The sequence below is a fragment of the Bradyrhizobium sp. T-1 genome (assembly GCF_053592855.1).
This window is the reverse complement of sequence record NZ_CM132115.1, coordinates 7186468-7209683: the sequence shown is the minus strand read 5'-3', so window position 1 is coordinate 7209683 and position 23216 is coordinate 7186468. Positions and strand designations below refer to the sequence as shown.

The 23216-nt window shown below is 63.2% G+C and carries 24 protein-coding genes; 17 read left to right on the top strand and 7 right to left on the bottom strand.

What is annotated here, in order from left to right:
* Positions 1-23 precede the first annotated feature (23 nt).
* From ACWAT4_RS34415 to ACWAT4_RS34390, 6 genes are all read left to right on the top strand, one after another.
* Positions 24-479, top strand: a complete 456-nt coding sequence (locus ACWAT4_RS34415) for a GatB/YqeY domain-containing protein (RefSeq protein WP_449729187.1) — start codon at positions 24-26, stop codon at positions 477-479.
* A gap of 76 nt (positions 480-555) precedes the next feature.
* Positions 556-1692: an epoxide hydrolase family protein gene (locus tag ACWAT4_RS34410; RefSeq protein WP_449729186.1), complete on the top strand. Its 1137-nt coding sequence runs from the start codon at positions 556-558 to the stop codon at positions 1690-1692.
* A 3-nt stretch (positions 1693-1695) separates the two neighbouring features.
* The gene (locus ACWAT4_RS34405) at positions 1696-3306 is read left to right on the top strand and encodes an acyl-CoA synthetase (protein WP_449729185.1); all 1611 of its coding nucleotides are present in this window, start codon (positions 1696-1698) and stop codon (positions 3304-3306) included.
* Between the two features lie 9 nt (positions 3307-3315).
* A complete protein-coding gene (locus ACWAT4_RS34400; RefSeq protein WP_449729184.1) occupies positions 3316-3783 on the top strand; it encodes a MarR family transcriptional regulator in 468 nt (155 codons plus the stop codon).
* Positions 3784-3862: 79 nt separating this feature from the next.
* Entirely contained in the window at positions 3863-4231 is a 369-nt protein-coding gene (locus tag ACWAT4_RS34395; protein ID WP_212427354.1) for a nuclear transport factor 2 family protein, read from the top strand.
* 2 nt (positions 4232-4233) lie between these two features.
* Positions 4234-4674, top strand: coding sequence for a hypothetical protein (locus ACWAT4_RS34390; protein ID WP_212427355.1), 441 nt, complete (start codon positions 4234-4236; stop codon positions 4672-4674).
* On the opposite strand, the gene ACWAT4_RS34385 is transcribed toward ACWAT4_RS34390, so the two are convergent.
* Positions 4671-6899 carry an ATP-binding protein gene (locus ACWAT4_RS34385; RefSeq protein ID WP_449729183.1) on the bottom strand — a complete coding sequence of 743 codons (2229 nt, stop codon included), beginning with the start codon at positions 6897-6899 and terminating at the stop codon, positions 4671-4673. The two genes, ACWAT4_RS34390 and ACWAT4_RS34385, sit on opposite strands and share 4 nt — an antisense overlap.
* 240 nt (positions 6900-7139) lie before the next feature.
* Between ACWAT4_RS34385 and ACWAT4_RS34380 the strand changes: the two genes are divergently transcribed.
* The gene (locus ACWAT4_RS34380) at positions 7140-7913 is read left to right on the top strand and encodes a DUF2189 domain-containing protein (protein WP_212446488.1); all 774 of its coding nucleotides are present in this window, start codon (positions 7140-7142) and stop codon (positions 7911-7913) included.
* A 149-nt stretch (positions 7914-8062) separates the two neighbouring features.
* Here ACWAT4_RS34380 and ACWAT4_RS34375 read toward each other — a convergent pair whose 3' ends face one another.
* From ACWAT4_RS34375 to ACWAT4_RS34365, 3 genes are read right to left on the bottom strand one after another with little or no spacing between them, the layout of a single operon-like run.
* The gene (locus ACWAT4_RS34375) at positions 8063-8575 is read right to left on the bottom strand and encodes an SRPBCC family protein (protein ID WP_212296963.1); all 513 of its coding nucleotides are present in this window, start codon (positions 8573-8575) and stop codon (positions 8063-8065) included.
* Entirely contained in the window at positions 8572-9042 is a 471-nt protein-coding gene (locus ACWAT4_RS34370; RefSeq protein ID WP_212296962.1) for an SRPBCC family protein, read from the bottom strand. Before ACWAT4_RS34370 ends, ACWAT4_RS34375 begins: the two co-directional genes overlap by 4 nt.
* Positions 9035-9349, bottom strand: a complete 315-nt coding sequence (locus tag ACWAT4_RS34365) for an ArsR/SmtB family transcription factor (protein WP_449731303.1) — start codon at positions 9347-9349, stop codon at positions 9035-9037. The genes ACWAT4_RS34370 and ACWAT4_RS34365 overlap by 8 nt, the downstream gene beginning before the upstream one ends.
* 200 nt (positions 9350-9549) lie before the next feature.
* Between ACWAT4_RS34365 and ACWAT4_RS34360 the strand changes: the two genes are divergently transcribed.
* From ACWAT4_RS34360 to ACWAT4_RS34345, 4 genes are all read left to right on the top strand, one after another.
* Complete coding sequence (locus ACWAT4_RS34360) at positions 9550-10995, top strand: LVIVD repeat-containing protein (protein WP_212296960.1); 1446 nt, start codon at positions 9550-9552, stop codon at positions 10993-10995.
* A gap of 2 nt (positions 10996-10997) precedes the next feature.
* Positions 10998-11543, top strand: a complete 546-nt coding sequence (locus ACWAT4_RS34355) for a hypothetical protein (RefSeq protein WP_212446485.1) — start codon at positions 10998-11000, stop codon at positions 11541-11543.
* A gap of 50 nt (positions 11544-11593) precedes the next feature.
* The gene (locus tag ACWAT4_RS34350) at positions 11594-12211 is read left to right on the top strand and encodes a LysE family translocator (RefSeq protein ID WP_212427374.1); all 618 of its coding nucleotides are present in this window, start codon (positions 11594-11596) and stop codon (positions 12209-12211) included.
* 74 nt (positions 12212-12285) lie between these two features.
* The gene (locus ACWAT4_RS34345; RefSeq protein WP_449729182.1) at positions 12286-13269 is read left to right on the top strand and encodes a DUF3592 domain-containing protein; all 984 of its coding nucleotides are present in this window, start codon (positions 12286-12288) and stop codon (positions 13267-13269) included.
* On the opposite strand, the gene ACWAT4_RS34340 is transcribed toward ACWAT4_RS34345, so the two are convergent.
* Positions 13266-14072, bottom strand: a complete 807-nt coding sequence (locus tag ACWAT4_RS34340) for an N-formylglutamate amidohydrolase (RefSeq protein WP_449729181.1) — start codon at positions 14070-14072, stop codon at positions 13266-13268. The genes ACWAT4_RS34345 and ACWAT4_RS34340 overlap by 4 nt on opposite strands.
* Before the next feature lie 92 nt (positions 14073-14164).
* Here ACWAT4_RS34340 and ACWAT4_RS34335 point away from each other — a divergent pair, with 92 nt between their 5' ends.
* Both ACWAT4_RS34335 and ACWAT4_RS34330 read left to right on the top strand, forming a co-directional pair.
* Positions 14165-15076 (top strand): transglutaminase family protein, encoded by a 912-nt coding sequence (locus ACWAT4_RS34335; protein ID WP_449729180.1) that lies wholly within the window; start codon positions 14165-14167, stop codon positions 15074-15076.
* 87 nt (positions 15077-15163) lie between these two features.
* Entirely contained in the window at positions 15164-15562 is a 399-nt protein-coding gene (locus ACWAT4_RS34330) for a gamma-glutamylcyclotransferase family protein (protein ID WP_449729179.1), read from the top strand.
* Here ACWAT4_RS34330 and ACWAT4_RS34325 read toward each other — a convergent pair.
* The gene (locus tag ACWAT4_RS34325; protein ID WP_212296954.1) at positions 15559-16122 is read right to left on the bottom strand and encodes a chlorite dismutase family protein; all 564 of its coding nucleotides are present in this window, start codon (positions 16120-16122) and stop codon (positions 15559-15561) included. The two genes, ACWAT4_RS34330 and ACWAT4_RS34325, sit on opposite strands and share 4 nt — an antisense overlap.
* A gap of 199 nt (positions 16123-16321) precedes the next feature.
* Here ACWAT4_RS34325 and dnaG point away from each other — a divergent pair, with 199 nt between their 5' ends.
* The 4 genes from dnaG to ACWAT4_RS34305 all read left to right on the top strand — a co-directional run bounded on the left by dnaG (position 16322) and on the right by ACWAT4_RS34305 (position 22520).
* Entirely contained in the window at positions 16322-18334 is a 2013-nt protein-coding gene (dnaG, locus tag ACWAT4_RS34320) for a DNA primase (protein ID WP_449729178.1), read from the top strand.
* 373 nt (positions 18335-18707) lie between these two features.
* Positions 18708-20864 carry an RNA polymerase sigma factor RpoD gene (gene rpoD / locus ACWAT4_RS34315; protein WP_212446480.1) on the top strand — a complete coding sequence of 719 codons (2157 nt, stop codon included), beginning with the start codon at positions 18708-18710 and terminating at the stop codon, positions 20862-20864.
* 585 nt (positions 20865-21449) lie between these two features.
* A complete protein-coding gene (locus ACWAT4_RS34310) occupies positions 21450-22037 on the top strand; it encodes a hypothetical protein (RefSeq protein ID WP_449729177.1) in 588 nt (195 codons plus the stop codon).
* Between the two features lie 105 nt (positions 22038-22142).
* On the top strand, positions 22143-22520 hold the full coding sequence (locus ACWAT4_RS34305; RefSeq protein WP_449729176.1) for a thiol-disulfide oxidoreductase DCC family protein: 378 nt from the start codon (positions 22143-22145) through the stop codon (positions 22518-22520).
* A 237-nt stretch (positions 22521-22757) separates the two neighbouring features.
* Here ACWAT4_RS34305 and ACWAT4_RS34300 read toward each other — a convergent pair whose 3' ends face one another.
* Positions 22758-22994, bottom strand: a complete 237-nt coding sequence (locus ACWAT4_RS34300) for a hypothetical protein (RefSeq protein ID WP_036009587.1) — start codon at positions 22992-22994, stop codon at positions 22758-22760.
* Positions 22995-23216: the final 222 nt, after the last annotated feature.

Sequence of the window (23216 nt, the reverse complement as noted above, 5' to 3'; positions counted from 1 at the left end):
GGATATTCGAAGGGATCACCATCATGCTGCGCGACGACATCAATAATGCGGTCAAGGAGGCCATGAAGGCCAAGGACGAGCGCAAGCTCTCCACGCTGCGCATGGTCAACTCGACGATCAAGAACGCCGACATCGAGGCGCGCGGCCAGGGCAAGCCGCCGCTTTCGGATGCCGACCTGCTCGGCGTCTTTCAGAAGATGATCAAGCAGCGCCAGGAATCGGTCGAGCTCTACGACAAGGGCGGCCGCGCCGAGCTTGCCGCGCAGGAGCGTGAGGAGATCGCGGTGATCTCGGCGTACCTGCCGAAGCAGATGTCGGACGACGAGGTCAAGAAGGCGATCGCGGACGCCATCACCGAGACCGGCGCCGGCGGCATGAAAGACATGGGCAAGGTGATTGCGGTGCTGCGCGCGAAGTACGCGGGACAGATGGACTTTGGTAAGGCCAGCGGGTTGGTGAAGGCGGCGTTGTCGGGCTAGCTGCCGAAGGTGCGCCTTTGTCACGGCTGCGATCCGGTCTACTCTCTTCGGCAAGAAGAAACTCGGGAGGCCGCCAATGACAGCCATCAAATCGTTCCGCATCGCTATCAGCGACGACATTCTCGCCGACCTCAAGTCCCGCCTCGCCCGCACGCGCTGGCCGGAGGCGGAGCTGGTCGATGACTGGAGCCAGGGCGCACCGCTGAAATGGATCAAGGAGATCTGCGCCTATTGGGCTGATGGCTACGACTGGCGCGCGCGTGAAGCAAGGCTCAACCGCTTCGCCCAGTTCATCACCGAGATCGATGGGCTCGATATCCACTTTCTGCATGCGCGTTCGAAAGAACCGTCAGCGCTGCCGCTCATCATCACCCATGGCTGGCCCGGCTCGATCGTCGAATTCCAGAAGGTGATCGCACCGCTAACCGATCCCGCTGCGCATGGTGGCAATCCCGCGGACGCGTTTCATGTGATCTGCCCCTCGCTGCCGGGCTTTGGCTTCTCGGCCAAGCCGACAAGCACCGGCTGGGGCGTCGACCGCATCGCGGCGACCTGGGCGAAGCTGATGGACCGGCTTGGCTACGTGCGTTATGGCGCGCAAGGCGGCGACTGGGGCTCGGCGGTAACGACCTCGCTCGGCGCGCAGGATGCCGAACACTGCGCCGGCATCCACATCACGCTCGCCTTCAATACGGCGCCGAAGGTGGAGGGTGAGCCGACCGCGGAAGAGCAGCGTGCGCTCGCCGGCCTCAAGCATTATGTCGATCTCGACTCCGGTTACTCAAAACAGCAATCGACCCGGCCGCAGACGCTCGGCTATGGGCTAACGGATTCCCCGAGCGGGCAGGCCGCATGGATCCTGGAAAAATTCTGGGCCTGGACCGATTGCAACGGCCACCCCGAAAACATTTTTGACAAGGACGAGCTGCTCGACAACGTCATGCTCTACTGGACCACGGCGACGGCGGCCTCGTCCGCACGGCTCTACTGGGAGAGCTTTGGCAAGCGCCGGACGACGCCGGCCGTGAAGGTGCCAACGGGTGTAGCGGTGTTTCCCAAGGAGATCATCGCGCCGGTGCGGCGCTGGATGGAGCCGAACTTTCCAGACATCACCCATTGGAGCGAGATGGAGAAGGGCGGCCATTTCGCCGCATTCGAGCAGCCGGAGCTGTTCGTCCGCGATGTCAGGACGTTCTTCGCGACGGTGCGTTGAGCCATGCTGACCGAAGCCAAGACCTACGACGAACTCACTCGCAACTTCCGCTGGGACATCCCGGCGCGCTTCAACATGGCGGAGGCGTGCTGTGATCGCCATGCCGACGGCACCGGCCGGCTCGCGCTGATCTATGTCGACGAGAACGGCGCCACCACGCGCACCGTTTTCGACGAGATCGCCGAAGCGTCGCGCCGTTTCGCCAATGTGCTGAAGGCGGACGGGCTCGTACGCGGCGACCGCATTGCGGTGTTCCTGTCGCAGTCGCTGGAGTTGCCGATCGCGCATATGGCGGCGTTTCGTTCTGGCATGATCTCGATCCCGCTGTTTGCGCTGTTCGGCGAGGATGCGCTGGAATTCCGCCTGTCGAATTCGCAGGCCAAGACTGTCGTCACCGACGAGGGCGGCTGGGAGAAGCTCGCGAAGATCCGCGATCGTTTGCCGAATTTGGAGAGCGTTTACGTCGTCGGCGAGCGTGCGCACGCTGGCACGACATCTTTCTGGGACGCGGTGAAGTCCGCTTCGCCCGATTTCATCCGCGTCGACACCTCCGCCGACGATCCCGCGCTGATCATCTACACCTCGGGCACCACGGGCAATCCGAAGGGCGCGCTGCATGCGCATCGTGTCGTGCTCGGGCATATGCCGAATGTCGAGATGTGCCACAACTTCTTACCCAAGCCCGGCGATCTCATGTGGACGCCGGCGGACTGGGCCTGGATCGGCGGCCTCGTCAACGGCCTGCTTGCGTTCTGGTATCACGGCATTCCGCTGGTCGGTCATCGCGCCCGAAAGTTCGAGCCGCAGGCGGCGATGCGGATGATGGCCGACCTCGGTGTCCGCAACGTCTTTCTGCCGCCGACGGCGCTGAAGTTGATGCGGCAGGCGGGGGTGCAGCATCCGGGCGTGAAGTTGCGCAGCATTTTTACCGGCGGTGAATCGCTCGGTGGCGAACTGCTCGGCTGGGTGCGCGAGACCTTTGGCATCGACGCCCATGAAGTGTTCGGCCAGACCGAGTGCAATCTCGTGATCGGCAGCAACTCCAATCTGTTTCCGATTCGGCCGGGTTCGATGGGCAAGGCGACGCCCGGCTTCGATGTCCGCATCGTCAACGACGAAGGCGAGGAACTGCCACGCGGCCAGCGCGGCATCATCGGCGTGCGGCAGCCGTGCCCCGTCACCATGATCGAATATTGGCGCAATCCCGAGGCGACGGCGAAGAAATATGCCGGTGAGTTCCTGCTGACCGGCGATCTCGGCGTACAGGATGAGGATGGCTATTTCTGGTATGTCAGCCGCGAGGACGACGTCATCACCACCGCCGGTTATCGCGTCGGCCCGTCCGAGATCGAGCACACGCTGATGAAGCATCCCTCGGTGGCGATGGCGGCCGTGGTTGGCATCCCCGACCCGATCCGCACGGAATCGATCAAGGCCTGGATCGTGCTACGTCCGGGTTTCGTCGCGGGCGATGCGCTCGCGCGCGAGATCCAGGAGTTCGTGAAGATACAACTCGCCGCGCACGAATATCCGCGCTTTGTGGAGTTCGCGGAGACTTTGCCGATGACGGCAACGGGAAAAGTGCTGCGGCGCGAACTGCGGGCGCGGGGGTAGCTTCTGACAATGTCAAAGACGTCTCAAGCGGCAGGACTCCACCGCGCCTCACTTGCGAAGCTGCATGATCTCGATGCAGCACTGGAGCTCATGTACTACGGCTGGCGGGGCATGACGCTGGAGGCCGACGAATATCTCGCCAAGCAGGGTCTTTCGCGCTCGCACCATCGCATCCTCTACGTGGTGGCGCGCCAGCCCGATATCGCGATCGGGTCGCTGATCGAGATCCTCGGCATTTCCAAGCAGGCCCTCAACCGCCCGCTCAATCTGTTGCTGGGGCGAAAGCTGCTGACGTCGCAGCGATCGCCGGAGCAACATCGCTCCAAGCTCCTGCGCCTGACCGAGGCAGGGAAGCGCATCGAGCAAAGGGCATCGGACCAGGAGCGTAAAGTCATGCGCGAGGCGTTCGATCGCGTCGGAGCGCGCGGTGCGGCGGCATGGATGGCCGTGATGGAGACGATCGCGGACAATAACTGACCAGCCCTCAAGTCAATATAGTTGACATGAGGCGCAGGCTTTGCCACTTTCCCGGCAACGAGCCGGGGAGAGCCGCGTCATGGGCGTGCAGACAATGGATCGCGTGGCCGCCGGGCGCTTTGTTGCGGCGTGGTGCGCGAGCTGGTGCAAGGTCGACATCGACGCGGTCGTCGCGCATTTTGCCGAGGATGCGCAGATGCGTAGTCCTCTGGCGCTGTCGCTGACGGGGTCTCCGATCGTGACCGGCGCGGAAAACATCCGCGCCTATTGGCGCGAGGCCTATGGTCACATCGAAAGCGCCGACCTGAAGATCGTGGGCTGGAGCTGGGACGAGGCAATCGCGCGCCTGACCGTGTGGTGGCAACTCGGCGACGTCAGGGCCAGCGAGTTCATGGATTTTGACGATGCGGGCCGTGTGGTGCGCAGCGAAGCCTTCTACGGAAAATGATCATGCACCTTTCGGATTTCGTCCTGCTCCTCAACGCGCTCTGGTTCGGCGGCGCTTTCATCCAGTTCAGCCTCGCGCAAGCCAACACGCTGAAGATCTTGCTGCCGCGGGAAGAGCGCAGCAATCCGATCGCGCCGACGCTCGCAGCCAGCGTAGCGTTCCTGGGCGGGATGAATCTGCCGATCGGGCTGTTGTCATTCTATCTCTTGGTCGCGCGTCCGTCGTTCTTCGCGCCGGTCGAGGCGCAGCTTGCACTGTTCCTGTTCTTCTCCGCCTGCCACTTCAGCCAATTCGCCTATAATCTTCCCGTGCTGATGCGCGGCGGACGTGTCGGCGTGGCGTACTGGCCGGTGCTGAAAGGCCCGATGCTCAGGATCTTCGTCATCGATGCAGTGCTGTTCGCGGCCAATCTCGGTGTGGCGCTTCTCCTGGTGTCTCGTTAGCGCGGCGGCGCCGACAGCGCGGACCGCAGCATCGCGGCGAGATCCTGTCGCTTGAACGGTTTTGTCAGAATGCGGGCGTCGACCCCGTCAGGCGTCTTGACGGGATTTTGGCTGTAACCGGAGGTGAAGAGCACCTTGAGACCGGGCCGTAAGGCAGTTGCTTGCCGCGCGAGCTCCGGCCCGAACATGCCGCCGGGCATGACGACGTCGGTGAACAGCAAATGGATGTCCCCGGGCTTGCGCAAGACTTCCAGCGCGGCAGGGCCGTTCGACGTCGCGACGACGCGGTAGCCGAGAGTCCTGAGCTCGCTCTCGACATAGGCTCGCACCATGTCGTCATCCTCGACGACGAGAATGGTCTCGCTTCCATCGGGAGCGACGATCTGTTCCGCGGCAGCAGGCTCCTCGTTCAGCGTCGCTGCAATACGGGGGAAGAACAGCCTGACGACGCTGCCTTGGCCCGGTTCGGACTGCAGCTGCACGAGTCCGCCGGACTGTTGCGCGAACCCATAGACCATGCTCAGGCCGAGTCCAGTCCCCTTGCCGACTTCCTTGGTGGTGAAGAATGGTTCGAACGCACGGCTTGCGACGTCCGTCGCCATGCCGCAGCCCGTATCCGTGACCGCCACCATGACGTAGTCGCCGGGCCGCGGCTCGCCGTTGACGTCGAGATCGGAGTCGCCAAGCGAGTTGTTGCGCACCTCGACCGTCAGTCGGCCGCCGTCCGGCATCGCGTCGCGCGCGTTGAGGACCAGGTTGAGCAGCGCGGTTGCGAGCTGGCCGGGATCGACGCTGGCGAGCCACAGATCCGGGCCGAACGCGAAGCTGCACTCGACGTGCTCGCCGAGCGACCGGCGCAATAGCTGCTCCATGCCGACGACCTTCTCGGCGATGTCGATCTCTCTTGGACGAAGCGGCTGCTTGCGTGCGAAGGCAAGCAGGCTCCGCGTCAGGTCGGAGCCGCGCTCGGCCGCGGTCGCAATGTCGCCGGCGATCCGGTGCAATTCCTTGTTGCCCGCCAGCCGGTCGGCAAGATGTTCGGAGTTGCCGAGAATGACGGTCAAGAGATTATTGAAATCGTGTGCCACGCCGCCGGTGAGCTGGCCCATGGCTTCCATCTTCTGGGACTGGCTGAGCTTGTGGCTGAGGTCCGCGATCGCGGCGCGCTGCTGCTCGAGCGACTCCGCGGTACCGTTGAGCAGGGCCATCAGCCCGCCCAGCTCGCCGCTCGGATGCGGCGGAGGAATGCGTGCGCTGAGATCGCCGAGCCCCAGACGCTTTGCCATTGCGGCGAGCCGTCCGACCTGGCGCCCGACGCTGACGGTTGCAAGGATCCAGATGCCGGCAAGCAGCAGCAGCGAAGCCACCGCGAGGATGGCCATGTCCTCGTAGAGCCGGCGGTTCGCCGCCGCGACCAGTCCGTCCTTGGATCGTCCGACCAGGATATAGAGGCCGGCCTTGCGGATCGAGGGAGAGCGGGCGACGGCCCAGACCTGCTTGCGGCCATCGTGATCGGCCACTTCGCGAGATGCCTCACCATCGGGCGCGACAGCGAAGCGGAACAGGTCGGAGCCCGCGATCGATGCGCCAACGGGGTCGCTCCAGCTTCCAGTCTTGGGGGCGACCAGCACCGTGCCCTTGCTGTCGACGAGCAGGATCTCCTTCTCGGCGAGCAGGCGCTTGTCGTGAAATTCCGCGAATTTGTTCAGGTTGAACGAGGCGAGCAGCACGAATTTCAGCGCGCCGGCATCCGACCGCACGGGATAGGCGATCTGCAGCACCGACATTCCGGTCAGGCGGCCGAACACCGGCTCGACGGCGACGATGCCCTGCGAGACTTTTGCCTGCTTGAAATAGGCGCGATCATTCAGGTCAAGCGCGCGATTGGTTCGAAGCGAGTCGCAGAACAGGCTGCCATCGGGATTGATGGTCAGGATTCCCGTGAATTGCGGGTATTCCTCGCGCACGTCGGACAGAAACGCCGAGCATGCCGCCTTGTCGCGCGTGTCGAGGTCGCGGGCACGGGCCAAGCCGTAGTGAAGCTGCGCGGTGCCCTGAATCTTCTCGTCGAGATCGCTCGCGATGTCGTCTGCCGATGCGGCCAGATTGGCCAGGGCGGCGTTGATCTCGCTGGTGCGGTTCTGCACGAAACGCAAGCCGACGAGGCTCGCCGGCACCAGCATGGCGGCGATGACGAGAATCAGTAACCGGGTACGCAGGCTCATCGGGAGGGTGGGTCCGCTCTTCGCACGAGTTTGTTCGGAGGTACTATTTGCCGCACGATCGTCCACTCAGTCCATAGCTATAGGCCGGAAAGCCGCAGCGAAAGCGCAAGATTTGCGACGCGTGCATTGCGGAGGCGTTACAATCTGCGCCGTCTTCCCTGTGAAGTTGCGCGTGCGCGCAGCGGCGCTAATATTGACCTGTGCGCGACGAAAGATCGCGCCGATGGGTGGAGGAAAGCGATGTCCATTTCGGGCAAGGTCGATCCTGTGGTGCGTCCCGTTGCGGCGACAGACATCGCCGAGGCGGTGGTCGAGGGCCTGCGCGATTTCCAGGCACTGCCGCTCTATGGCGTCGCCTTCGGTGGGCTCTATGCCGCTGGCGGTATCACCATCATGCTTTGTCTCACCGCTTTTGGCATGGTCTATCTCGTCTATCCGTTGGCCGCGGGCTTCGCGCTGATCGGGCCATTCGTTGCCATCGGCCTTTATGAGGTGAGCCGCCGCCGCGAGCGCGGCGAGCCGGTGTCCTTTGGCGCGATTTGGTCGGCGATACGTTCACGCGGCGAGATCGGCTGGATGGCCTTCGTCACGCTGTTCGTGTTCGTGATCTGGATGTACCAGGTGCGGCTTCTGATCGCGCTGCTGCTCGGCCTGCACGCCTCGTTCTCGAGCCTGCAGGAATTCATGACGGTGGTGCTGACGACCAATGAGGGCCTGATGTTCCTCGCCATCGGCAACGCGGTTGGCGCCGTGTTGTCGCTGATCCTGTTCTCGCTGACCGTGGTGTCGTTTCCGCTGCTGCTCGACCGCGAGGTCGATTTCGTCACCGCCATGGTGACGAGCGTGCGCGCGGTGGTGACGAGTCCGCTGCCGATGATCTGCTGGGCAGCGGTGATCGTGATGCTGTTGGTCGTGTCAGCGCTGCCGTACTTCCTCGGACTGGTGGTGACACTGCCGGTGCTGGGGCATGCAACGTGGCACCTTTATCGGCGGCTGGTGGTGCCGCTTCCGTAGTCGTCCTGGCGAAAGCCAGGACCCATTGCCCCAGGGAGGAGTTTGGGGCAGGTCGGTCATGACCAGCCTTCGCCAAGCCGGGTTCGGTGGTCATGGGTCCTGGATCAGCGCTCCGCTTCGCCACGCTTGTCCAGGACGACGGCGGAAGCCTACGGCGTCTCGATTCCCATCGCCTTCAGTGCATCCAGCATCCGCTGGGGCGGACCCATCTTGACCACCAGTGGCTTGCCGGTTTCGAGCAAGCTCTTGAGGCTCGACAGGATCGCAGGCCAGCCCGAGCGGCCGCCGGCCAGGATATCGTCGCTGAGCGCGCGGTCGTGGCCTTCGCTCATGGTGAGCCGGACCGCGTCACCGATCTGCTCGATGTCGTAGGTGACGAGGGTCGGCCCAAGTTTCTCGATCAGCTCGGGCCAGTTGACGTTGAACGTCACCGCGAGCTTGCGCGGCGGATCGTAGGCGAGCACCTCGCCGCTGATATGCACGGCGCCATCAGGCGTGCGCACGATGAAGGCGCCACCCAGTCGCGGCTCGACCTCGACGGCATTGCCGAAGAAATATTGCTTGCTGAACTCCGCCGAGGTCAGCGCCTCCCACACCTTCTCCGGCGTCGAGGCTATGTAGATGGTGTAGACGGTCAGCGGTTTGAACTGATCGAGCTTCATTTCGCGTCGAACCCCTTGTTGAGCGCCGTGCGCGGGATGGCGAGCACCTGACCTCGTTCCAAGAGGCTCTTCAGCCCGGACAGGATCGCCGGCCAGCCATTGGAGACGGCGCCGAGATACTTGCCGCCCTCGACGAAGCCGTCATGCAGCACTGTCAAACGCACGAGGGAGCCGAAGGGTTCGATGGTGAAGACCACGCGCGAGATCGGTTCGCCGCGCAGTTCCTCGTATTTCAGGTGCTTGAAACTGTAGGACAGGCGCCGCGGCGGATCAGCCTCCAGGATTTCGCCGGAATCGGTGACCTCGCCGTCGAGCGTGAGCGCAAAGGGCGAGCCGACCTTCCAGTCGGAGCGGACCTCGGCGCCGAACCAATATTGCCTGGTGAACGCGCTCGACGTCAGCGCTTCCCACAGCTTTTCCGGCGTGGTCTCGATATAGGTGACATAGACGAATTGCGGCTTACTCATCACGCTTCTCCAGCTGGCGTTTCAACTCGCTGAGCGCGGCGAGCTTGCCGCGCTCGAATTTCCTGATCCAGCGTTCGCCGATCTGATGGATCGGCACCGGGTTGAGATAGTGCAGCTTCTCGCGGCCATGCCTGATGGTCGTGACCAGATTGGCCTCTTCGAGAATGACAAGGTGCTTGGTGACCGCCTGGCGCGTCATCTCCAGGCCTTCGCAGAGCTCGTTCAGCGACTGGCCGTTCTTGGCGTGAAGCCTGTCCAGCAGCGACCGTCGTGACGCATCGGCGAGCGCTTTGAAGACCTCATCCATGGCGATGATAATAGGCAACCAAATGGTTGCATGTCAAGCAGCCGGGACGACGCATTTGCGTCGACCCGGAATCTCGAGATTCCGGACAACCGCTGCGCGGCTTCCGGAATGACGCGCAAGCGATCGTGTCTTTGGCCCGTGCGAGGGGCTGTGCTAGCGTTGAAGCTCAGCCAACGCAGATTGGTTCCGGGAGGACTTTGATGTTCCGTTGCGTCTTGACTGCTGCCGCCCTCGTCCTTTTCGCCGGCAGCACCTTCGTTCATGCCCAGAAGCAGACCATCGGTGCGCCGCCCGAGGCGTCCAACATGAAGCTGGTCGGCAGCAACGATCTCCAGGCGCGCAGCGCTTATCAGCCCACCATTCATCATCAGGGCGACCGCTGGATCGCCTATATCGGCCATCACGGCGGTACCGACGACGTGCCGGCGCCTGTCAATCCGATGACGGGCAACGCGGAGGCGAACGGGACCTCGATCGTCGACGTCACCGATCCCGCGCATCCCAAATATCTCAGGCATCTGCCCGGGCAGGAGGGCAAATATGAATCGGGCGGCGCGCAGATGGTGCGGGTCTGCGACGGCAAGTCCCTGCCCAAGGGCGATCCCAATGCGGTCTACATGCTGCGCACCTTCGGCAGCGAGGCGCATGAGATCTGGAACGTGGCTGATCCTGCCAATCCCGCGCTGATCACGCGCATCGGCGGGTTGAAGGACACGCACAAGAGCTGGTGGGAATGCGACACCGGTATCGCCTATCTCGTCTCGGGCGCGCCGGACTGGCGCACGCGGCGCATGACGCAAATCTATGATCTCTCCGATCCCGCGCATCCGCAAAAAATCCGCGACTTCGGCCTTCCCGGCCAGGAGCCGGGCTCGACCGGCGCGGTGCCGACCGAGCTTCATGGCCCGATCTCGACCGGGCCTAATGGCAACCGCGTCTATTTCGGCTACGGCACCAACAAGGGCGGCATTTTGCAGATCGTCGATCGCGAGAAGCTGCTGAATGGTCCGAAGGAGCCGACGCCGGACAATCTGCGCTTTCCCGAGATCTCGCGGATGCCGATGTCCGCGTTCAACGGCGCGCACACCACCTTCCCGATGCTCGACATGCCTGTCGCCGAATTCGCCGAGGACAAGGACGGCAAGACGCGCGACATCGTCATGATCGTCGACGAGGCGATCCTGAACGAATGCGGCGAGGCGCGGCAAATGGTCTGGTTCGCCGACGTCACCACCGAGACACGGCCGATGATGATATCGAGCTACACCGTGCCGGAGGCGAGCGGGCAGTTCTGCCAGCGCGGCGGCCGGTTCGGCTCGCATTCCTCGAACGAGAGCATGGCGCCGGTCTATTACAAGAAGATGGCCTTCATCGCCTTCTTCAATGCCGGCGTGCGCGCGCTCGATATCCGCGATCCCTATCATCCCAAGGAGGTCGGCTATTTCATTCCGGCGATCACGCAGGCGACTGACAAGCGCTGCATTCCGGTCGAGGGCGGCGAGCGCTGCAAGGTCGCGATCCAGACCAACAACGTCGAGACCGACGACCGCGGCTACATCTACATCGTCGATCGTGCCAACACCGGCCTGCACATTCTCGAACTGACCGGGCCCGCACGCGCCGTCGCCGGCCTGCCGAAGAACTGACGATGCGGCGCGCGGTGACGATAGCGGTGGCGGTGATCGCGCTCGGCGCGTCCGGCGTCGGGGCCTATCAGCTCGCGCCGCAGTCTGCGCCAACGTCAGCGCATTGGCGCGAGATCGCGTGGCCGTTCCCGCGTGACGGCTGGCCGGCGGGCCGTGCGTTTCGCTGCGAGGGCGATGCCTGTGATGGTGCCGAACTCTACGTCCGCGCCAAGCGCGGTTTTTGCAATTGCGACAGCGGCGTCGCCGATGACGACGAGGTCGATCGCGTCGCCGATCTCGATCTGATCACGCCGCGCTTTGTGGCGGCTGCGCCGGGTGAGGTGGTGCAAGTGGGCGAGCTGCAGGGGCGGGCGCGGCGCTACGATCTCGCGTTATATGACGGTGCGCGCCACGCCGCGGTCGGCGTTGCGCTCTCACGGCGCTGCGACCTCTTCGTTGCGGCGGCGCACGGACAGGGCGACCCCAACGCAATGCAGCGTGCGGCGCTTGTGTTCCTGGAGACGCGGGAGATGAAGACGTGGGTGATGGCGGCGCTGGACGGGACGTAAGTGCCATGCATTAATACCCGCAGACGCCCCGAGCCTGAGTCCTCATCATGATGTCCATGCAAGCTTACCTCGCCTTCGTCGCCGCCTGCATTGCGCTCGCGCTGCTGCCGGGGCCGATCGTCACGCTCGTGATCGCCAACGGCCTGCGCCACGGCACGCGCGCGGCGCTGACCAACATTCTCGGCGTGCAGATGGGGCTGTTGATCGTGATCGGCATCCTTGCGGTCGGCCTCACCACGCTGATGGCGACGATGGGCTATTGGTTCAACTGGGTGCGCTTTGCGGGCGCGGCCTATCTGGTCTGGCTCGGCATCAAACTGATCCGCTCTCCGGTTGAGGGCGTAGACGCGGACGCGCCACCGCCTCCCCCTCGTGGTGGCTTCCTTCTACAGGGCTTTGTCGTCGCGTTGTCGAACCCGAAGCTATTGGTGTTCTTCGGCGCGTTCATTCCCCAATTCATGGACATGAGCAAGGATCACCTGTCGCAGGTCCTGGTGCTCGGAATCACCTTCATGGTGCTCGCCGGCCTGACGGACGGAATCTACGCACTGCTCGCCGGTCAGGTCCGCGGCTTTTTCTCGGCGCGCCGCACGCGCATGGTGTCGCGCGTATCAGGCGGCTTCATGATCGGTGGCGGCATCTGGCTCGCGTTGATCCGGGCCAAATGAGCTGACAATCCAGTTGAACCTTCGTCACGGGCGGTGCGTCCAAGGAAGCATTGCCGCTGACGAAGGATTTTGCTGTGCCCCATTTGCCCCCGCTGGTTTATGCGATGCTGCTTGCGCCGCTCGCGCTGATCCTGATTGCCGCCATCGTGAAGACCTGGCAGGCGCGCGAGGCACGGAGCTGGCCGCAGGCGCCGGGCAAGGTCGTGGCATCCGTTGCGGAGCTGCGCGAGGTCAGGGTGTCCGACGACGAGCGCGAGGACGGCTATCGCATGGAGAGCCGCAACTTCGCCAACGTCACTTACGAATATTCCGTCGGCGGCAGGAAACTGAGCTGCAACCGCATTTCGATCGGCGAGGACCTCGGCAATTTCCAGGTCGCCGAGAAGCTGGCGAAATACCCTGCCGGCAGCATCGTCACGGTCTACTACAATCCGCGCCATCCTGATCAGGCGGTGCTGGAGCGTGAGCTGCCGAAGGGCCTGTGGGGCTGTCTCGGCATCGGCTCGGCCATTGTGGTCGCCATCATCTTCGGTTCGGCGTTCGGCCTCAACCAGAGCTATGCCTGGCTCGCGCACCACATCAGCCGGCCCGATCTCGCAGGTCTGGTCGTCGCCTTCGGCGCGTTCGGTCTCGTCATCGGACTGATGGGAGGGGCGGTGCGGCGGCAGGCTTCGATGGCGACGCGCTGGCCGGTCGTGCCGGGCACGATCAAGCTGTCGGAGATGGAGGAATATCATCAGGCGAGCGAGCCAGGCGAGGCACGCGGCGCCGAGATGTTCGGCAAGCGCGTGACCTATACCTATAGCTACCAGAATGTCCGCTACACCAATGAATGCGCGCGGGTTGCGGCCAACACACCGTCGGCCTCCAACAAGATGCTCGAGAAGCTGATGTCGCGCTATCAGGATGGCGCGGCCGTCGATGTCCGCGTCAATCCCGATAACCCCGCCGAGGCCACGCTCGATGCCCGCGGTGACGGCCGCATCGCCTATGTGCTGTGGGGTATCGCTGCGATCTTTGCCGCGCTCGCGCTGTTTGTGGCAACACGTGGCGGCTAGTCGACCACTCGCTCCGCGCTCAACTCGACCTCGATCTCCGCAAAGATCCGCGCCAGCCGCTCCGCCCATTGCTGCTGGCCGGATTGATCCGCAATCAGGTCCTGACGAATTTCGATGCCGGTGTTGACGAGTCCACGGGCCTCGCCGTGGACGGGGATGGTGTAGTCGCTGAGATCGCTCACGGCATAGGGCTCGTTGTCGCCGACGACGAGGTCGCCCTGGCTGCGCAGATGCTTCAGCAGCAGCTTCGGCAGCACGGTGTCGCGGTTGTAGAGCGCGCCGATGTGCCATGGCCGCGCGACGCCGGCATACACGGGCGTGAAGCTGTGCAGCGATACCAGCACCGTCGGCCGCTTGTCGTGCAGGCGGCGATCGATCACGGCGTCGATGCGATGATGATAGGGCTCGAAGATTTCGCGCCGTCTTGCCGCGCGCTCGCCTTCCGAGATGCCCTCGTTGCGCGGAACGGCGGTCGCCTCTGATATGACCGGGATCGAGCTCGCGACGCCCGGCGAGCGGTTGCAATCGATCACGAGGCGCGAATAACGTTGCGCAATCAGATGCGCATCCAGCATCTGCGCCAGCCGGTCGGCGACGCCGGCGATGCCGATGTCCCAGGCGATGTGCCGCGTCAGCTCGCCCTCGGCAACGCCGAGATCGCCGAGCGCACGCGGCAGGATGCGGCCGTAATGGTCCGATGTGAGTAGGAAGGGCGATGCCCCCTCTGCATTCACCTCATGCACTGGCGGAATATCGCCTTCGCCAAGGAGTTGATCCGTGGCCTCCGCTGTGTCTAAAGCCATGCTGATTGCCTATGGAAAAAGCAGTCGCCCCGGAAATTGGGCAAACAATCGTAAATAATGGGTCTGCCCAAAATCACCATGATCTCCTGACGATGCCGCTGCTGACGATTCATCACAAGACCGAATATCGCTACAATCGTCCTGTGGCCTTCGGTGAGCACAGATTCATGCTGCGTCCAAGCGACGGCCATGATCTGCGCGTGCTCGATTCCAGGCTCAAGATCTCACCCGAGCCGATGTCGCTGCGCTGGATTCACGACGTGTTCGGCAACTCGGTCGCGATCGTTGATTTCGACGCGCGCGCGGACCGCCTGACCTTCGACTGGCACGTCACCGTCGAGCACAATCCGGTCGAGGAGTTCGCGCTCACGCCGGATGATCCCGCCTATTTCTATCCCTTCGTCCATGATGACGAAGAGCTGCCCGATCTCGTCCAGTACATCACGCCGCAATACCCCGATCCCGAGGGCAAGATCGCGGAATGGGCGCGTGGCTTCCTCGATGGTGATGCGCCGTCGCGGACCTTTGAGATCTTGAGCCGGATCACGCACGCGATCCGTAAGCAGTTCAAGTACCGCAGGCGATACGAGCCCGGCACGCAAGCCCCGTGCGATACCCTGCGATGGGGCACCGGCACCTGCCGTGATTATGCGCTGTTCATGATCGAGGCGTTGCGTCGTCTCGGCATCGCCGCGCGCTTCGTCTCCGGCTACGTCTTCGTGCCCGAGGACATCGCGCGGCACCACGTCGGCGGCGGCTCGACCCATGCCTGGGTGCAGGTGTACCTGCCGAGCGCGGGCTGGATCGAGTTCGACCCGACCAATGGCATCGTCGGCACCCGCGATCTGATCCGCGTCGCGGTCGCGCGCGATCCGCGCCAAGCCATCCCGCTGCACGGGATCTATATCGGCACCCAGGATGCTTTCGAGGTCATGGACGTGAGCATCAAGGTGGTTTCGGACGAGGAGCGCCGCGGCGAGGAGCTGGAAGCGGAGGTTTTGTAGACAGCCACCGTCGTCCTGGCTTTCGCCAGGACGACACGAGAGTATGTGGCACTGTCGCTCCGCATCATTGCCAGCTATAGAGCCCCCATGACCTCCGATCGTCTCTTCGTCTACGGCACCCTGATGCGCGGCTTCGACCATCCGATGGCGCGGCTATTGGCGCAGCATGCGGATTTTCTGGGCGAAGCGAGCTGTCGTGGCCGGCTTGTCCTGGTGAAGCATTATCCGGGATTGCTGCTGTCGGACGCTGTGTCCGATCTTGTGCACGGCGAGCTCTTCCATCTGCGCGCAGGCGAGGAGCTGCTGCGCGAGCTCGACATGTATGAGGCCTGCGGCGAGGGCTTTCCGGAGCCGACCGAATATCTGCGTCGGCTGATCGACGTGACCGGCGGGGATGGCGCGCCCGTGCCGGCGTGGACTTATGTCTACAACTGGCCGGTGGCGGGTCTGCCGCACATCGAGTCCGGCCGCTTCCTCGAGCACTAAGCCGACAGCACTTCCTTCACCACGCGCACGTCGACCTCGCGCTCGACATAGGTCCATTCCTCGGTCTGCCTGAGCATACCGACCAGCTCCTCGAACAGCGCGGCGTGGGCCGGGGCAAACTCGAACCAGGTCAGGAAATCGAAGGGCTCGCCGAGGTCGCGGCAGTGATAGAGCTGACGCGCGATGGCGGGCAGGAAACGAAGACTGCTGGCGATGTGGTGCGATCTGTCTTCGAAAATCTTGCGCCGCTCTTCCTGCGTCAGCTCCCACCAGGCCTGCGATTTGCGGATCGGGATCAGCGCCGCGCTGGTTGCCTCTATCCGGCCGAGACCGGCCTGCACGCTCACCAGCTGCTGCTTCTCGGCCCGCTCGGTGTAGCGCAAGCTGCTCGGCACGCCGACCAGGCGCCAGGCATTGCGCGAGGGCACCAGCGGCAACGAGACGGCGTCGCCGTCGGTCACCGACAGCGCCGGCATGAAGGGCAGGGGCTCGCCCGTCACAGGCGATATCGAGGTCACGCGCCAGCCCCCGCTGTGGCCACCTCGAAAGGTCCTGAACATGGCCTATGGAAGCGTGGAACCGGGCGGGGTTCAAGTGGGCTTGTCATTCCGGGTTCGCGCTCCGCGGGCCCCGGAATGACGCAAGGGCTGTGAACAGCGCGCATAATCCTGACAAACCTGACTTTTTGGCCTGCCGCACCTATATGCCTGATCCCTTCGCCCGACTCAGACGGTTTCGCGCTACACACACGCCATGGCCATGCGCTTCACGCCCCAATTCCTCGACGAGCTGCGTGCCCGGCTTTCGGTTTCCGAAGTCGTGGGCAAGCGCGTCAAGCTGAAGAAGGCGGGGCGGGAGTGGAAGGGGCTGTCGCCGTTCCAGCAGGAGAAGACGCCGTCCTTCTACGTCAACGACCAGAAGGGTTTTTACCACGACTTTTCCTCCGGCAAGCACGGCGACATCATCAATTTCGTGATGGAGACCGACGGCGTGCCGTTTGGCGAGGCGGTGGAGCGGCTCGCCGGCATGGCCGGCCTGCCGCTGCCGGCGGTGACGCCGGATGCGGCGCGGCACGAGCAGCGCCGCCGCACGCTGCATGACGTCATGGAGCTTGCGGCGAAGTACTTCTCGGAAACGCTGGCCTCGCGCGTCGGCGCGAAAGCGCGCGGCTATCTCGCCGATCGCGCCATCTCGCCGGCGACGCAATTGCAGTTCCGCCTCGGCTATGCGCCGCCGCCGCCCGAGCGTTTCGCGCTGAAGGAGCATCTCGGCAAGCTCGGCGTCTCCGTCGAGGACATGATCGAGACAGGCCTGCTCGTTGCCGGCAACGACATCCCCGTGCCCTACGATCGCTTCCGCGATCGCGTGATGTTTCCGATCACCGATTTGCGCGGCCGCGTCATCGCCTTCGGTGGGCGCGCGCTGGAGAAGGACGTTCCGGCAAAATACCTGAACTCGCCGGAGACGCCGCTCTTCCACAAGGGCGACAATCTCTACAATCACCAGACGGCGCGCAAAGCCACCCATGACGGCAGCGCGCTGATCGTGGTCGAGGGCTATGTCGACGTCATCGCGATGGTCACGGCCGGTTTTCCCGGTGCCGTCGCGCCGCTCGGAACTGCCTTGACCGAAAACCAGCTCGCACTGCTCTGGAAGATGGCGGACGAGCCGATTCTCTGCTTCGACGGCGATCGCGCCGGACAGAAGGCGGCTTATCGTGCTGCGGACCTTGCTTTGCCATTTCTCGCGCCCGGCAAGAGCCTGCGCTTTGCGCTGCTGCCGGAAGGGCAGGACCCCGACGATCTCGCGCGCTCCGGCGGCCGCGGCGCGATCGAGGAGGTGATTGCAGCGGCGCGCCCGCTCGCCGACATGATCTGGTCGCGCGAGCTCGAAGGCGGCAATTTTGCCACGCCCGAACGACGCGCCGCGCTGGAAGCGCGCATCAAGGAATTGTCCAACGGTATCCGCGACGAGGTGGTGCGACGTTACTACCGCGATGATTTCGTCGAGCGGCTGCAGCGCACCTTTGCGCCCGACGGCGGCCGCGGCGGCTTTGCCGGCCGGGGCAATTTCCGGCAGGGCGGTGGCCGCCCATTTCAGCCCCGCGGCGGGCAGGCGAATCGATTCGGTGGCCAGGGATTTGGAGGAGGCCGTCGCGGCCCGCCCGGTCCGACCCCGCTACCGTCCGGTCCCTACCAGGCGGCGAGCCCCCAGCTCGCGACGAGCCCGATCATGCGTGGCCAGAGGAGCGCCATTTCCCGCCGCGAGGCCCTGATCCTGCAATGCCTGATCAATCACCCCTGGCTGCTGCACGATCACCTCGAGGAGGTGGCCGCCCTGGAGCTCGCTCATCCCGAGGCCCATAAGCTGCGGGCAGGCATCATTGCCGCCTTCGCCAACGATCATCACCATTCGCCGGACCCTGGCGAGCAGGCCGAGAAGATGCGCGGCGATATCGAGAAGGGTGGATTTTCTCAGATTCTTCAAAGAGTTGAAGGCGGTATCACCACCGCGGCGGTATGGGGCGCCCGCGAGGGCGCGGCGCGGGATGACGTTCTCTCGACCTGGCACCAGCTCGTCGCCTTGCATCGGCAGTACCATTCACTACTTAGAGAGCTGAAGGACGCCGAGCTGGCCTTGGGGGAGGACCCCAGCGAGGCCAATTTGGCGTGGCTGTGTGACGTCAAGGCCCGACTGGCCGAGGTCGACGGCACCGAGGCCCTGATCGAGGGTTTTGGCGAGCTGTCGGGCCGGTTCCAGAAGAGCGTGTGATGAAAGAATCATGCGGACGGCCGCGCTAGGTACCGCTAAAAGACTCGCCAAATCCATGGTTTGGCGGCAAAAACAGGGTTAATCGAGGCTTAACGGTCTTGTAGCACTTTGGCCCCCAGGCGGCCGCAGGCAGAACAGACGCGTCAGGAATAAATCCGCGCAATCGCTGTTGGCACTTCACCTGCATCCGCTGCGACAAAGAGGCTCACGAAGCGTTAGGCAAATCCGGCGAGAGAAAGGTCGGGGTGGCGAGAGATGTGCGCGCCGCCCTTTCCGTGTCGAGATCTGGCGAAGCGAGAGCGTCGAGCAACAGGTTCAAGTGATTTCACGCGGGCGCGCGCACGTCTGCATGAAACGCGTTTAGGAGCAATGGATGGCCACCAAGGCAAAGACGCTGCAGGCGAAGGACAAGGAAAAAGACGACAAGGCAGCGGACGCGCCGGAGAAGGACTCCCAGGACGCGCCGTCTCCCTTGCTCGATCTGTCCGATGCGGCAGTGAAGAAGATGATCAAGCAGGCCAAGAAGCGCGGCTTCGTGACCTTCGATCAGCTCAACGAAGTGTTGCCGTCCGATCAGACCTCTCCGGAGCAGATCGAGGACATCATGTCCATGCTCTCCGACATGGGCATCAACGTCACCGAAGCCGACGATAGCGAAGGCGAGGAGGACAAGGACGAGGGCGAGGACGAGACCGACAACGAGCTCGTCGAGGTCACCCAGAAGGCCGTCACCGAGGTTAAGAAGAGCGAGCCGGGCGAGCGCACCGATGACCCCGTGCGCATGTATCTGCGCGAAATGGGCACGGTCGAGCTGCTCTCCCGCGAAGGCGAAATCGCCATCGCCAAGCGCATCGAGGCCGGCCGCGAGGCGATGATCGCGGGCCTCTGCGAAAGCCCGCTGACCTTCCAGGCCATCATCATCTGGCGCGACGAGCTCAACGAAGGAAAGATCTTCCTTCGCGACATCATCGATCTCGAAGCGACCTATGCCGGACCGGACGCCAAGGGCGGCATGAACACCGCGATGATTGCGGGCCCGAATGGCGAGAACGGCGAAGCGCCCGCCGAAGGCGGCCAGGCCGCAGCTGTTGGTGCGCCCGCGCATGTCGCTCCGCCCGCAGCGCCGCCGTCGCCGACCCCGTTCCGCGCCGCGCAGCCCGCCCCCGGCGGCAGCCAGAGTGGCGAGGTCAAGGATCCGGGCGAGGCCGCCGCCGAAGCCGACATGGACGAGGACGACGAGTTCGAGAACCAGATGTCGCTCGCGGCCATCGAGGCCGAGCTCAAGCCCAAGGTCGTCGAGATCTTCGACAAGATCGCCGAGAGCTACAAGAAGCTGCGCAAGCTTCAGGAGCAGGACATCCAGAACCAGCTCGAGAGCACCTCGCACGGTCCCTCGCTCTCGCCGCACCAGGAGCGCAAGTACCGCAAGCTCAAGGACGAGATCATCGTCGAGGTGAAGTCGCTGCGCCTCAACCAGGCCCGTATCGATTCACTCGTCGAGCAGCTCTACGACATCAACAAGCGCCTCGTCTCGCATGAGGGCCGCCTGATGCGCCTCGCCGACAGCCACGGCGTCGCCCGCGAGGACTTTCTGCGCAACTACACCGGCTCGGAGCTCGATCCGCGCTGGCTCAACCGTGTCTCGAAGCTCTCGGCCAAGGGCTGGAAGAACTTCGTTCATCACGAGAAGGACCGCATCAAGGACCTCCGTCACGAGGTGCATCAGCTTGCTGCGCTGACCGGGCTCGAGATCGTCGAGTTCCGCAAGATCGTGCACTCCGTGCAGAAGGGCGAGCGCGAAGCCCGTCAGGCCAAGAAGGAGATGGTGGAAGCCAACCTCCGTCTCGTGATCTCGATCGCCAAGAAGTACACCAACCGCGGCCTGCAATTCCTCGACCTGATCCAGGAAGGCAATATCGGCTTGATGAAGGCGGTCGATAAGTTCGAGTATCGCCGCGGCTACAAGTTCTCGACCTATGCGACATGGTGGATCCGGCAGGCGATCACCCGCAGCATTGCGGACCAGGCCCGCACCATCCGCATCCCCGTGCACATGATCGAGACGATCAACAAGATCGTGCGCACCAGCCGCCAGATGCTGAACGAGATCGGCCGCGAGCCCACGCCTGAAGAGCTCGCCGAGAAGCTCGGCATGCCCCTGGAGAAAGTGCGAAAAGTCCTCAAGATCGCCAAGGAGCCGCTGTCGCTCGAAACGCCCGTCGGTGACGAAGAGGATTCACACCTCGGCGATTTCATCGAGGACAAGAACGCGATCCTCCCGATCGACGCCGCGATCCAGTCGAACCTGCGCGAGACCACCACGCGCGTGCTCGCCTCGCTCACCCCGCGCGAAGAGCGCGTCCTGCGCATGCGCTTCGGCATCGGCATGAACACCGACCACACGCTGGAAGAAGTGGGGCAGCAGTTCTCGGTGACCCGCGAACGTATCCGTCAGATCGAGGCGAAGGCGCTGCGGAAGCTGAAGCATCCGTCAAGGAGCCGGAAGCTGCGGAGCTTCTTGGATAACTAATTTCGGATCGTCATGCCCGGGCTCGACCCGGGCATCCATCCAAACGAAAACGGCGGGCTGAAAAGCCCGCCGTTTTTGTTTCCTACTTGTCGATTCGATCGGCATTGCGGACTTCACACACCATGGATTGCTTAAAGCCCACAAATCAGTCTGACTAGCTGATGCCGTCATCGGCACCTTTCTGTGATTCGGCCAGAGCGGCCGAAGGTCCAGTTGAGCGCGCCCCGTCTGGAGGGGCGGACCTGCAGGCAGATTGCCTGCGCAACAGAAAGGAAAAGGCCGTGAGACACCATGGCAGCAAATCGAAGTCAGTTTTTGTGAATGCGTATGATCGGTTTCGTTTCGGCCGGTGGGAGCACGTCCGCTCTCACTACCGTTCGCATCCGGATCAACTGTCCTTCGATTTTTGATGAGGGAAGCACCGGTTTCCCTAGCATCCGCCGATGACGGCAACTCTTTCTGGCCTGACCCTTTGGAGGGTTTAGCCAAGTTTTCAGCGTTGCGTCAAAGCGTTCCTCAGAATCGTTCGTCTCGGCCTCTTTGGCCGCTTAGCGAAACTTCTCAACTTGGGAGTTCTTACGAGTCATGGACCACGCCGAAGCAAATATTAGAGTTGGTAAGCTTGATGCAGCAGTCAAGCAACTAAGGACAGCAATAAGGCTGTGGTTCTCCGAGGAAGAGCCCGTTTCAGCCCATACGCTTGCCTACGCGGCATACACAGTCATTGACGACGTTACCAAGGCCACAATCCCTGACCGGGAGGGCCTATTGTTCGATTCAAAGCATTTCACGCAAGAAGACCGAAAGCTATTCATTAAGGTCTACCGGTACTCAGGCAACTTCTTGAAGCACGGCGACCGCGATCCTCACGCCATGCTTGACTTCTCTCCAAGCTTAACCCGGATATTTTTCGATTTTGCGCTTTGCGGTCTTCAACAGACAAAAGAAGATTTTGTTTGCGATGAAGTGCTAGTCCTCCAAGCGTGGGAGTTTTTCAATTATCCTCACCTTGTTCCGAAAGACGATCCCGGCGTCTTCACTGAGGCCGTTCTCGCAAAATACAGCGCCTATGTTTGTTCGCTGACGAAGCGCGAATTCTACGAGTTTTTTACGCAGGTCCTCAACACCGTTAGGGCCAAGAGCCCTCAATCGTTTTCCTTCGATAAAGCTTAGCTCCGAGGTCTCGACCTCGCCCTTGAACCGTGGATACCGGCAGGGTTCAGCTCATCATCTGTGTTTCCGTCGGGTTGTACTTTCGACGCGAAAGGCGCTTTGACAATGTCGGCTAATCTCACCGTCTACTACAACACCCGCTGCCCCGTCTGCGACGCCGGCATCGACTGGCAGCGCAACAAGCTGTTGGCGCTGGTGCGCAGCGGTGCCGTCGAATTCAAAGACATCAACGAGCAGCCCGACGCGCTGGCGCAGTTTGGCGCCTCGCTCGACGACATCAGGCGCCGCCTGCATGCCACTGACGAGGCCGGCCGGCTCATCGTCGGTGCGGATGTCGCGATTGCGCTGTGGAGGCTGACGCCGGGCGAGGAGTGGCTTGCAGCGGTGTTCGGCAATCGGGTGGCGCTGCCGTTCACGCGATTTGTCTACGACCGTTTTGCCGATCTGCTGTTTGCCTGGAACAAATGGTGCGGGCGCTGGTGAGCGCGTGCCTCGGGCTCGATGAGATCAAGTTCAGTGCGAGCGCCAAAGGAAGTACGCTCCCTCTCCCGCTTGCGGGGGAGGGCTGGGGAGGGGGTGTCTCCGCGGGCGAGATTCCCGATGTGGAGAGAGCCCCCACCCGCGCCTTCGGCGCGACCTCCCCCGCAAGCGGGAGAGGTTGAACCGAGCTCGCGGCCCAATCGATTCAACCTAACTAACGCCGTCCTGCTTTAGGCCGGCCTACTTCTTCTTCGCCCCCACCCGCTCGATCCGCTTGATCTCCAGCGCCGGGCGGCCGCTCTTCTCCGCGATCTCGCGGTCCTGCTCCATGATGAAGTTGCGCGCGGGCTCGTCGCCGTCGAGGCCTCCGAGCAATTCCGAGGGCACGCGGCGGTTGGAGCGTTGGGAATCGTCTTCATAGACGACGTTGAAAAAGGCGAATTCGCCTTTCGGATTGGTTCCGGGTTTTTTGGCCATGGCGGCTTGTCGTCGATCAGGGCGCCGCAGTCAAATGACTTCGCGGATGTCGACTTCCTTCGCGACCGGAATACCGGCGGAGCTGTCGGATTGTGCCTGCTTTCAGGACGCAACGGCCTGGTGCCTGCGGGCGGCCTCTCATCTCTGAGCGGCCCTGCACCTCAATGAAACGGCGGGCCGATAAGCCCGCCGTCTATTTTGGTCTTCAGCGCCACCCGGGGC

Excerpts from the sequence above, each read along its gene's own strand:
- ACWAT4_RS34395 (WP_212427354.1), top strand. The coding sequence starts at position 3,863 with ATGGGCGTGCAGACAATGGATCGCGTGGCCGCCGGGCGCTTTGTTGCG.
- ACWAT4_RS34325 (WP_212296954.1), bottom strand. The coding sequence starts at position 16,122 with ATGTTCAGGACCTTTCGAGGTGGCCACAGCGGGGGCTGGCGCGTGACC.
- ACWAT4_RS34305 (WP_449729176.1), top strand. The coding sequence starts at position 22,143 with ATGTCGGCTAATCTCACCGTCTACTACAACACCCGCTGCCCCGTCTGC.
- ACWAT4_RS34380 (WP_212446488.1), top strand. The coding sequence starts at position 7,140 with ATGTCCATTTCGGGCAAGGTCGATCCTGTGGTGCGTCCCGTTGCGGCG.
- ACWAT4_RS34340 (WP_449729181.1), bottom strand. The coding sequence starts at position 14,072 with ATGGCTTTAGACACAGCGGAGGCCACGGATCAACTCCTTGGCGAAGGC.
- ACWAT4_RS34335 (WP_449729180.1), top strand. The coding sequence starts at position 14,165 with ATGCCGCTGCTGACGATTCATCACAAGACCGAATATCGCTACAATCGT.
- ACWAT4_RS34410 (WP_449729186.1), top strand. The coding sequence starts at position 556 with ATGACAGCCATCAAATCGTTCCGCATCGCTATCAGCGACGACATTCTC.
- ACWAT4_RS34365 (WP_449731303.1), bottom strand. The coding sequence starts at position 9,349 with ATGGATGAGGTCTTCAAAGCGCTCGCCGATGCGTCACGACGGTCGCTG.
- dnaG (WP_449729178.1), top strand. The coding sequence starts at position 16,322 with ATGCGCTTCACGCCCCAATTCCTCGACGAGCTGCGTGCCCGGCTTTCG.
- ACWAT4_RS34400 (WP_449729184.1), top strand. The coding sequence starts at position 3,316 with ATGTCAAAGACGTCTCAAGCGGCAGGACTCCACCGCGCCTCACTTGCG.
- ACWAT4_RS34405 (WP_449729185.1), top strand. The coding sequence starts at position 1,696 with ATGCTGACCGAAGCCAAGACCTACGACGAACTCACTCGCAACTTCCGC.
- ACWAT4_RS34385 (WP_449729183.1), bottom strand. The coding sequence starts at position 6,899 with ATGAGCCTGCGTACCCGGTTACTGATTCTCGTCATCGCCGCCATGCTG.
- ACWAT4_RS34415 (WP_449729187.1), top strand. The coding sequence starts at position 24 with ATGCTGCGCGACGACATCAATAATGCGGTCAAGGAGGCCATGAAGGCC.
- ACWAT4_RS34330 (WP_449729179.1), top strand. The coding sequence starts at position 15,164 with ATGACCTCCGATCGTCTCTTCGTCTACGGCACCCTGATGCGCGGCTTC.
- ACWAT4_RS34355 (WP_212446485.1), top strand. The coding sequence starts at position 10,998 with ATGCGGCGCGCGGTGACGATAGCGGTGGCGGTGATCGCGCTCGGCGCG.
- ACWAT4_RS34300 (WP_036009587.1), bottom strand. The coding sequence starts at position 22,994 with ATGGCCAAAAAACCCGGAACCAATCCGAAAGGCGAATTCGCCTTTTTC.
- ACWAT4_RS34390 (WP_212427355.1), top strand. The coding sequence starts at position 4,234 with ATGCACCTTTCGGATTTCGTCCTGCTCCTCAACGCGCTCTGGTTCGGC.
- ACWAT4_RS34310 (WP_449729177.1), top strand. The coding sequence starts at position 21,450 with ATGGACCACGCCGAAGCAAATATTAGAGTTGGTAAGCTTGATGCAGCA.
- ACWAT4_RS34350 (WP_212427374.1), top strand. The coding sequence starts at position 11,594 with ATGTCCATGCAAGCTTACCTCGCCTTCGTCGCCGCCTGCATTGCGCTC.
- rpoD (WP_212446480.1), top strand. The coding sequence starts at position 18,708 with ATGGCCACCAAGGCAAAGACGCTGCAGGCGAAGGACAAGGAAAAAGAC.
- ACWAT4_RS34370 (WP_212296962.1), bottom strand. The coding sequence starts at position 9,042 with ATGAGTAAGCCGCAATTCGTCTATGTCACCTATATCGAGACCACGCCG.
- ACWAT4_RS34375 (WP_212296963.1), bottom strand. The coding sequence starts at position 8,575 with ATGAAGCTCGATCAGTTCAAACCGCTGACCGTCTACACCATCTACATA.
- ACWAT4_RS34360 (WP_212296960.1), top strand. The coding sequence starts at position 9,550 with ATGTTCCGTTGCGTCTTGACTGCTGCCGCCCTCGTCCTTTTCGCCGGC.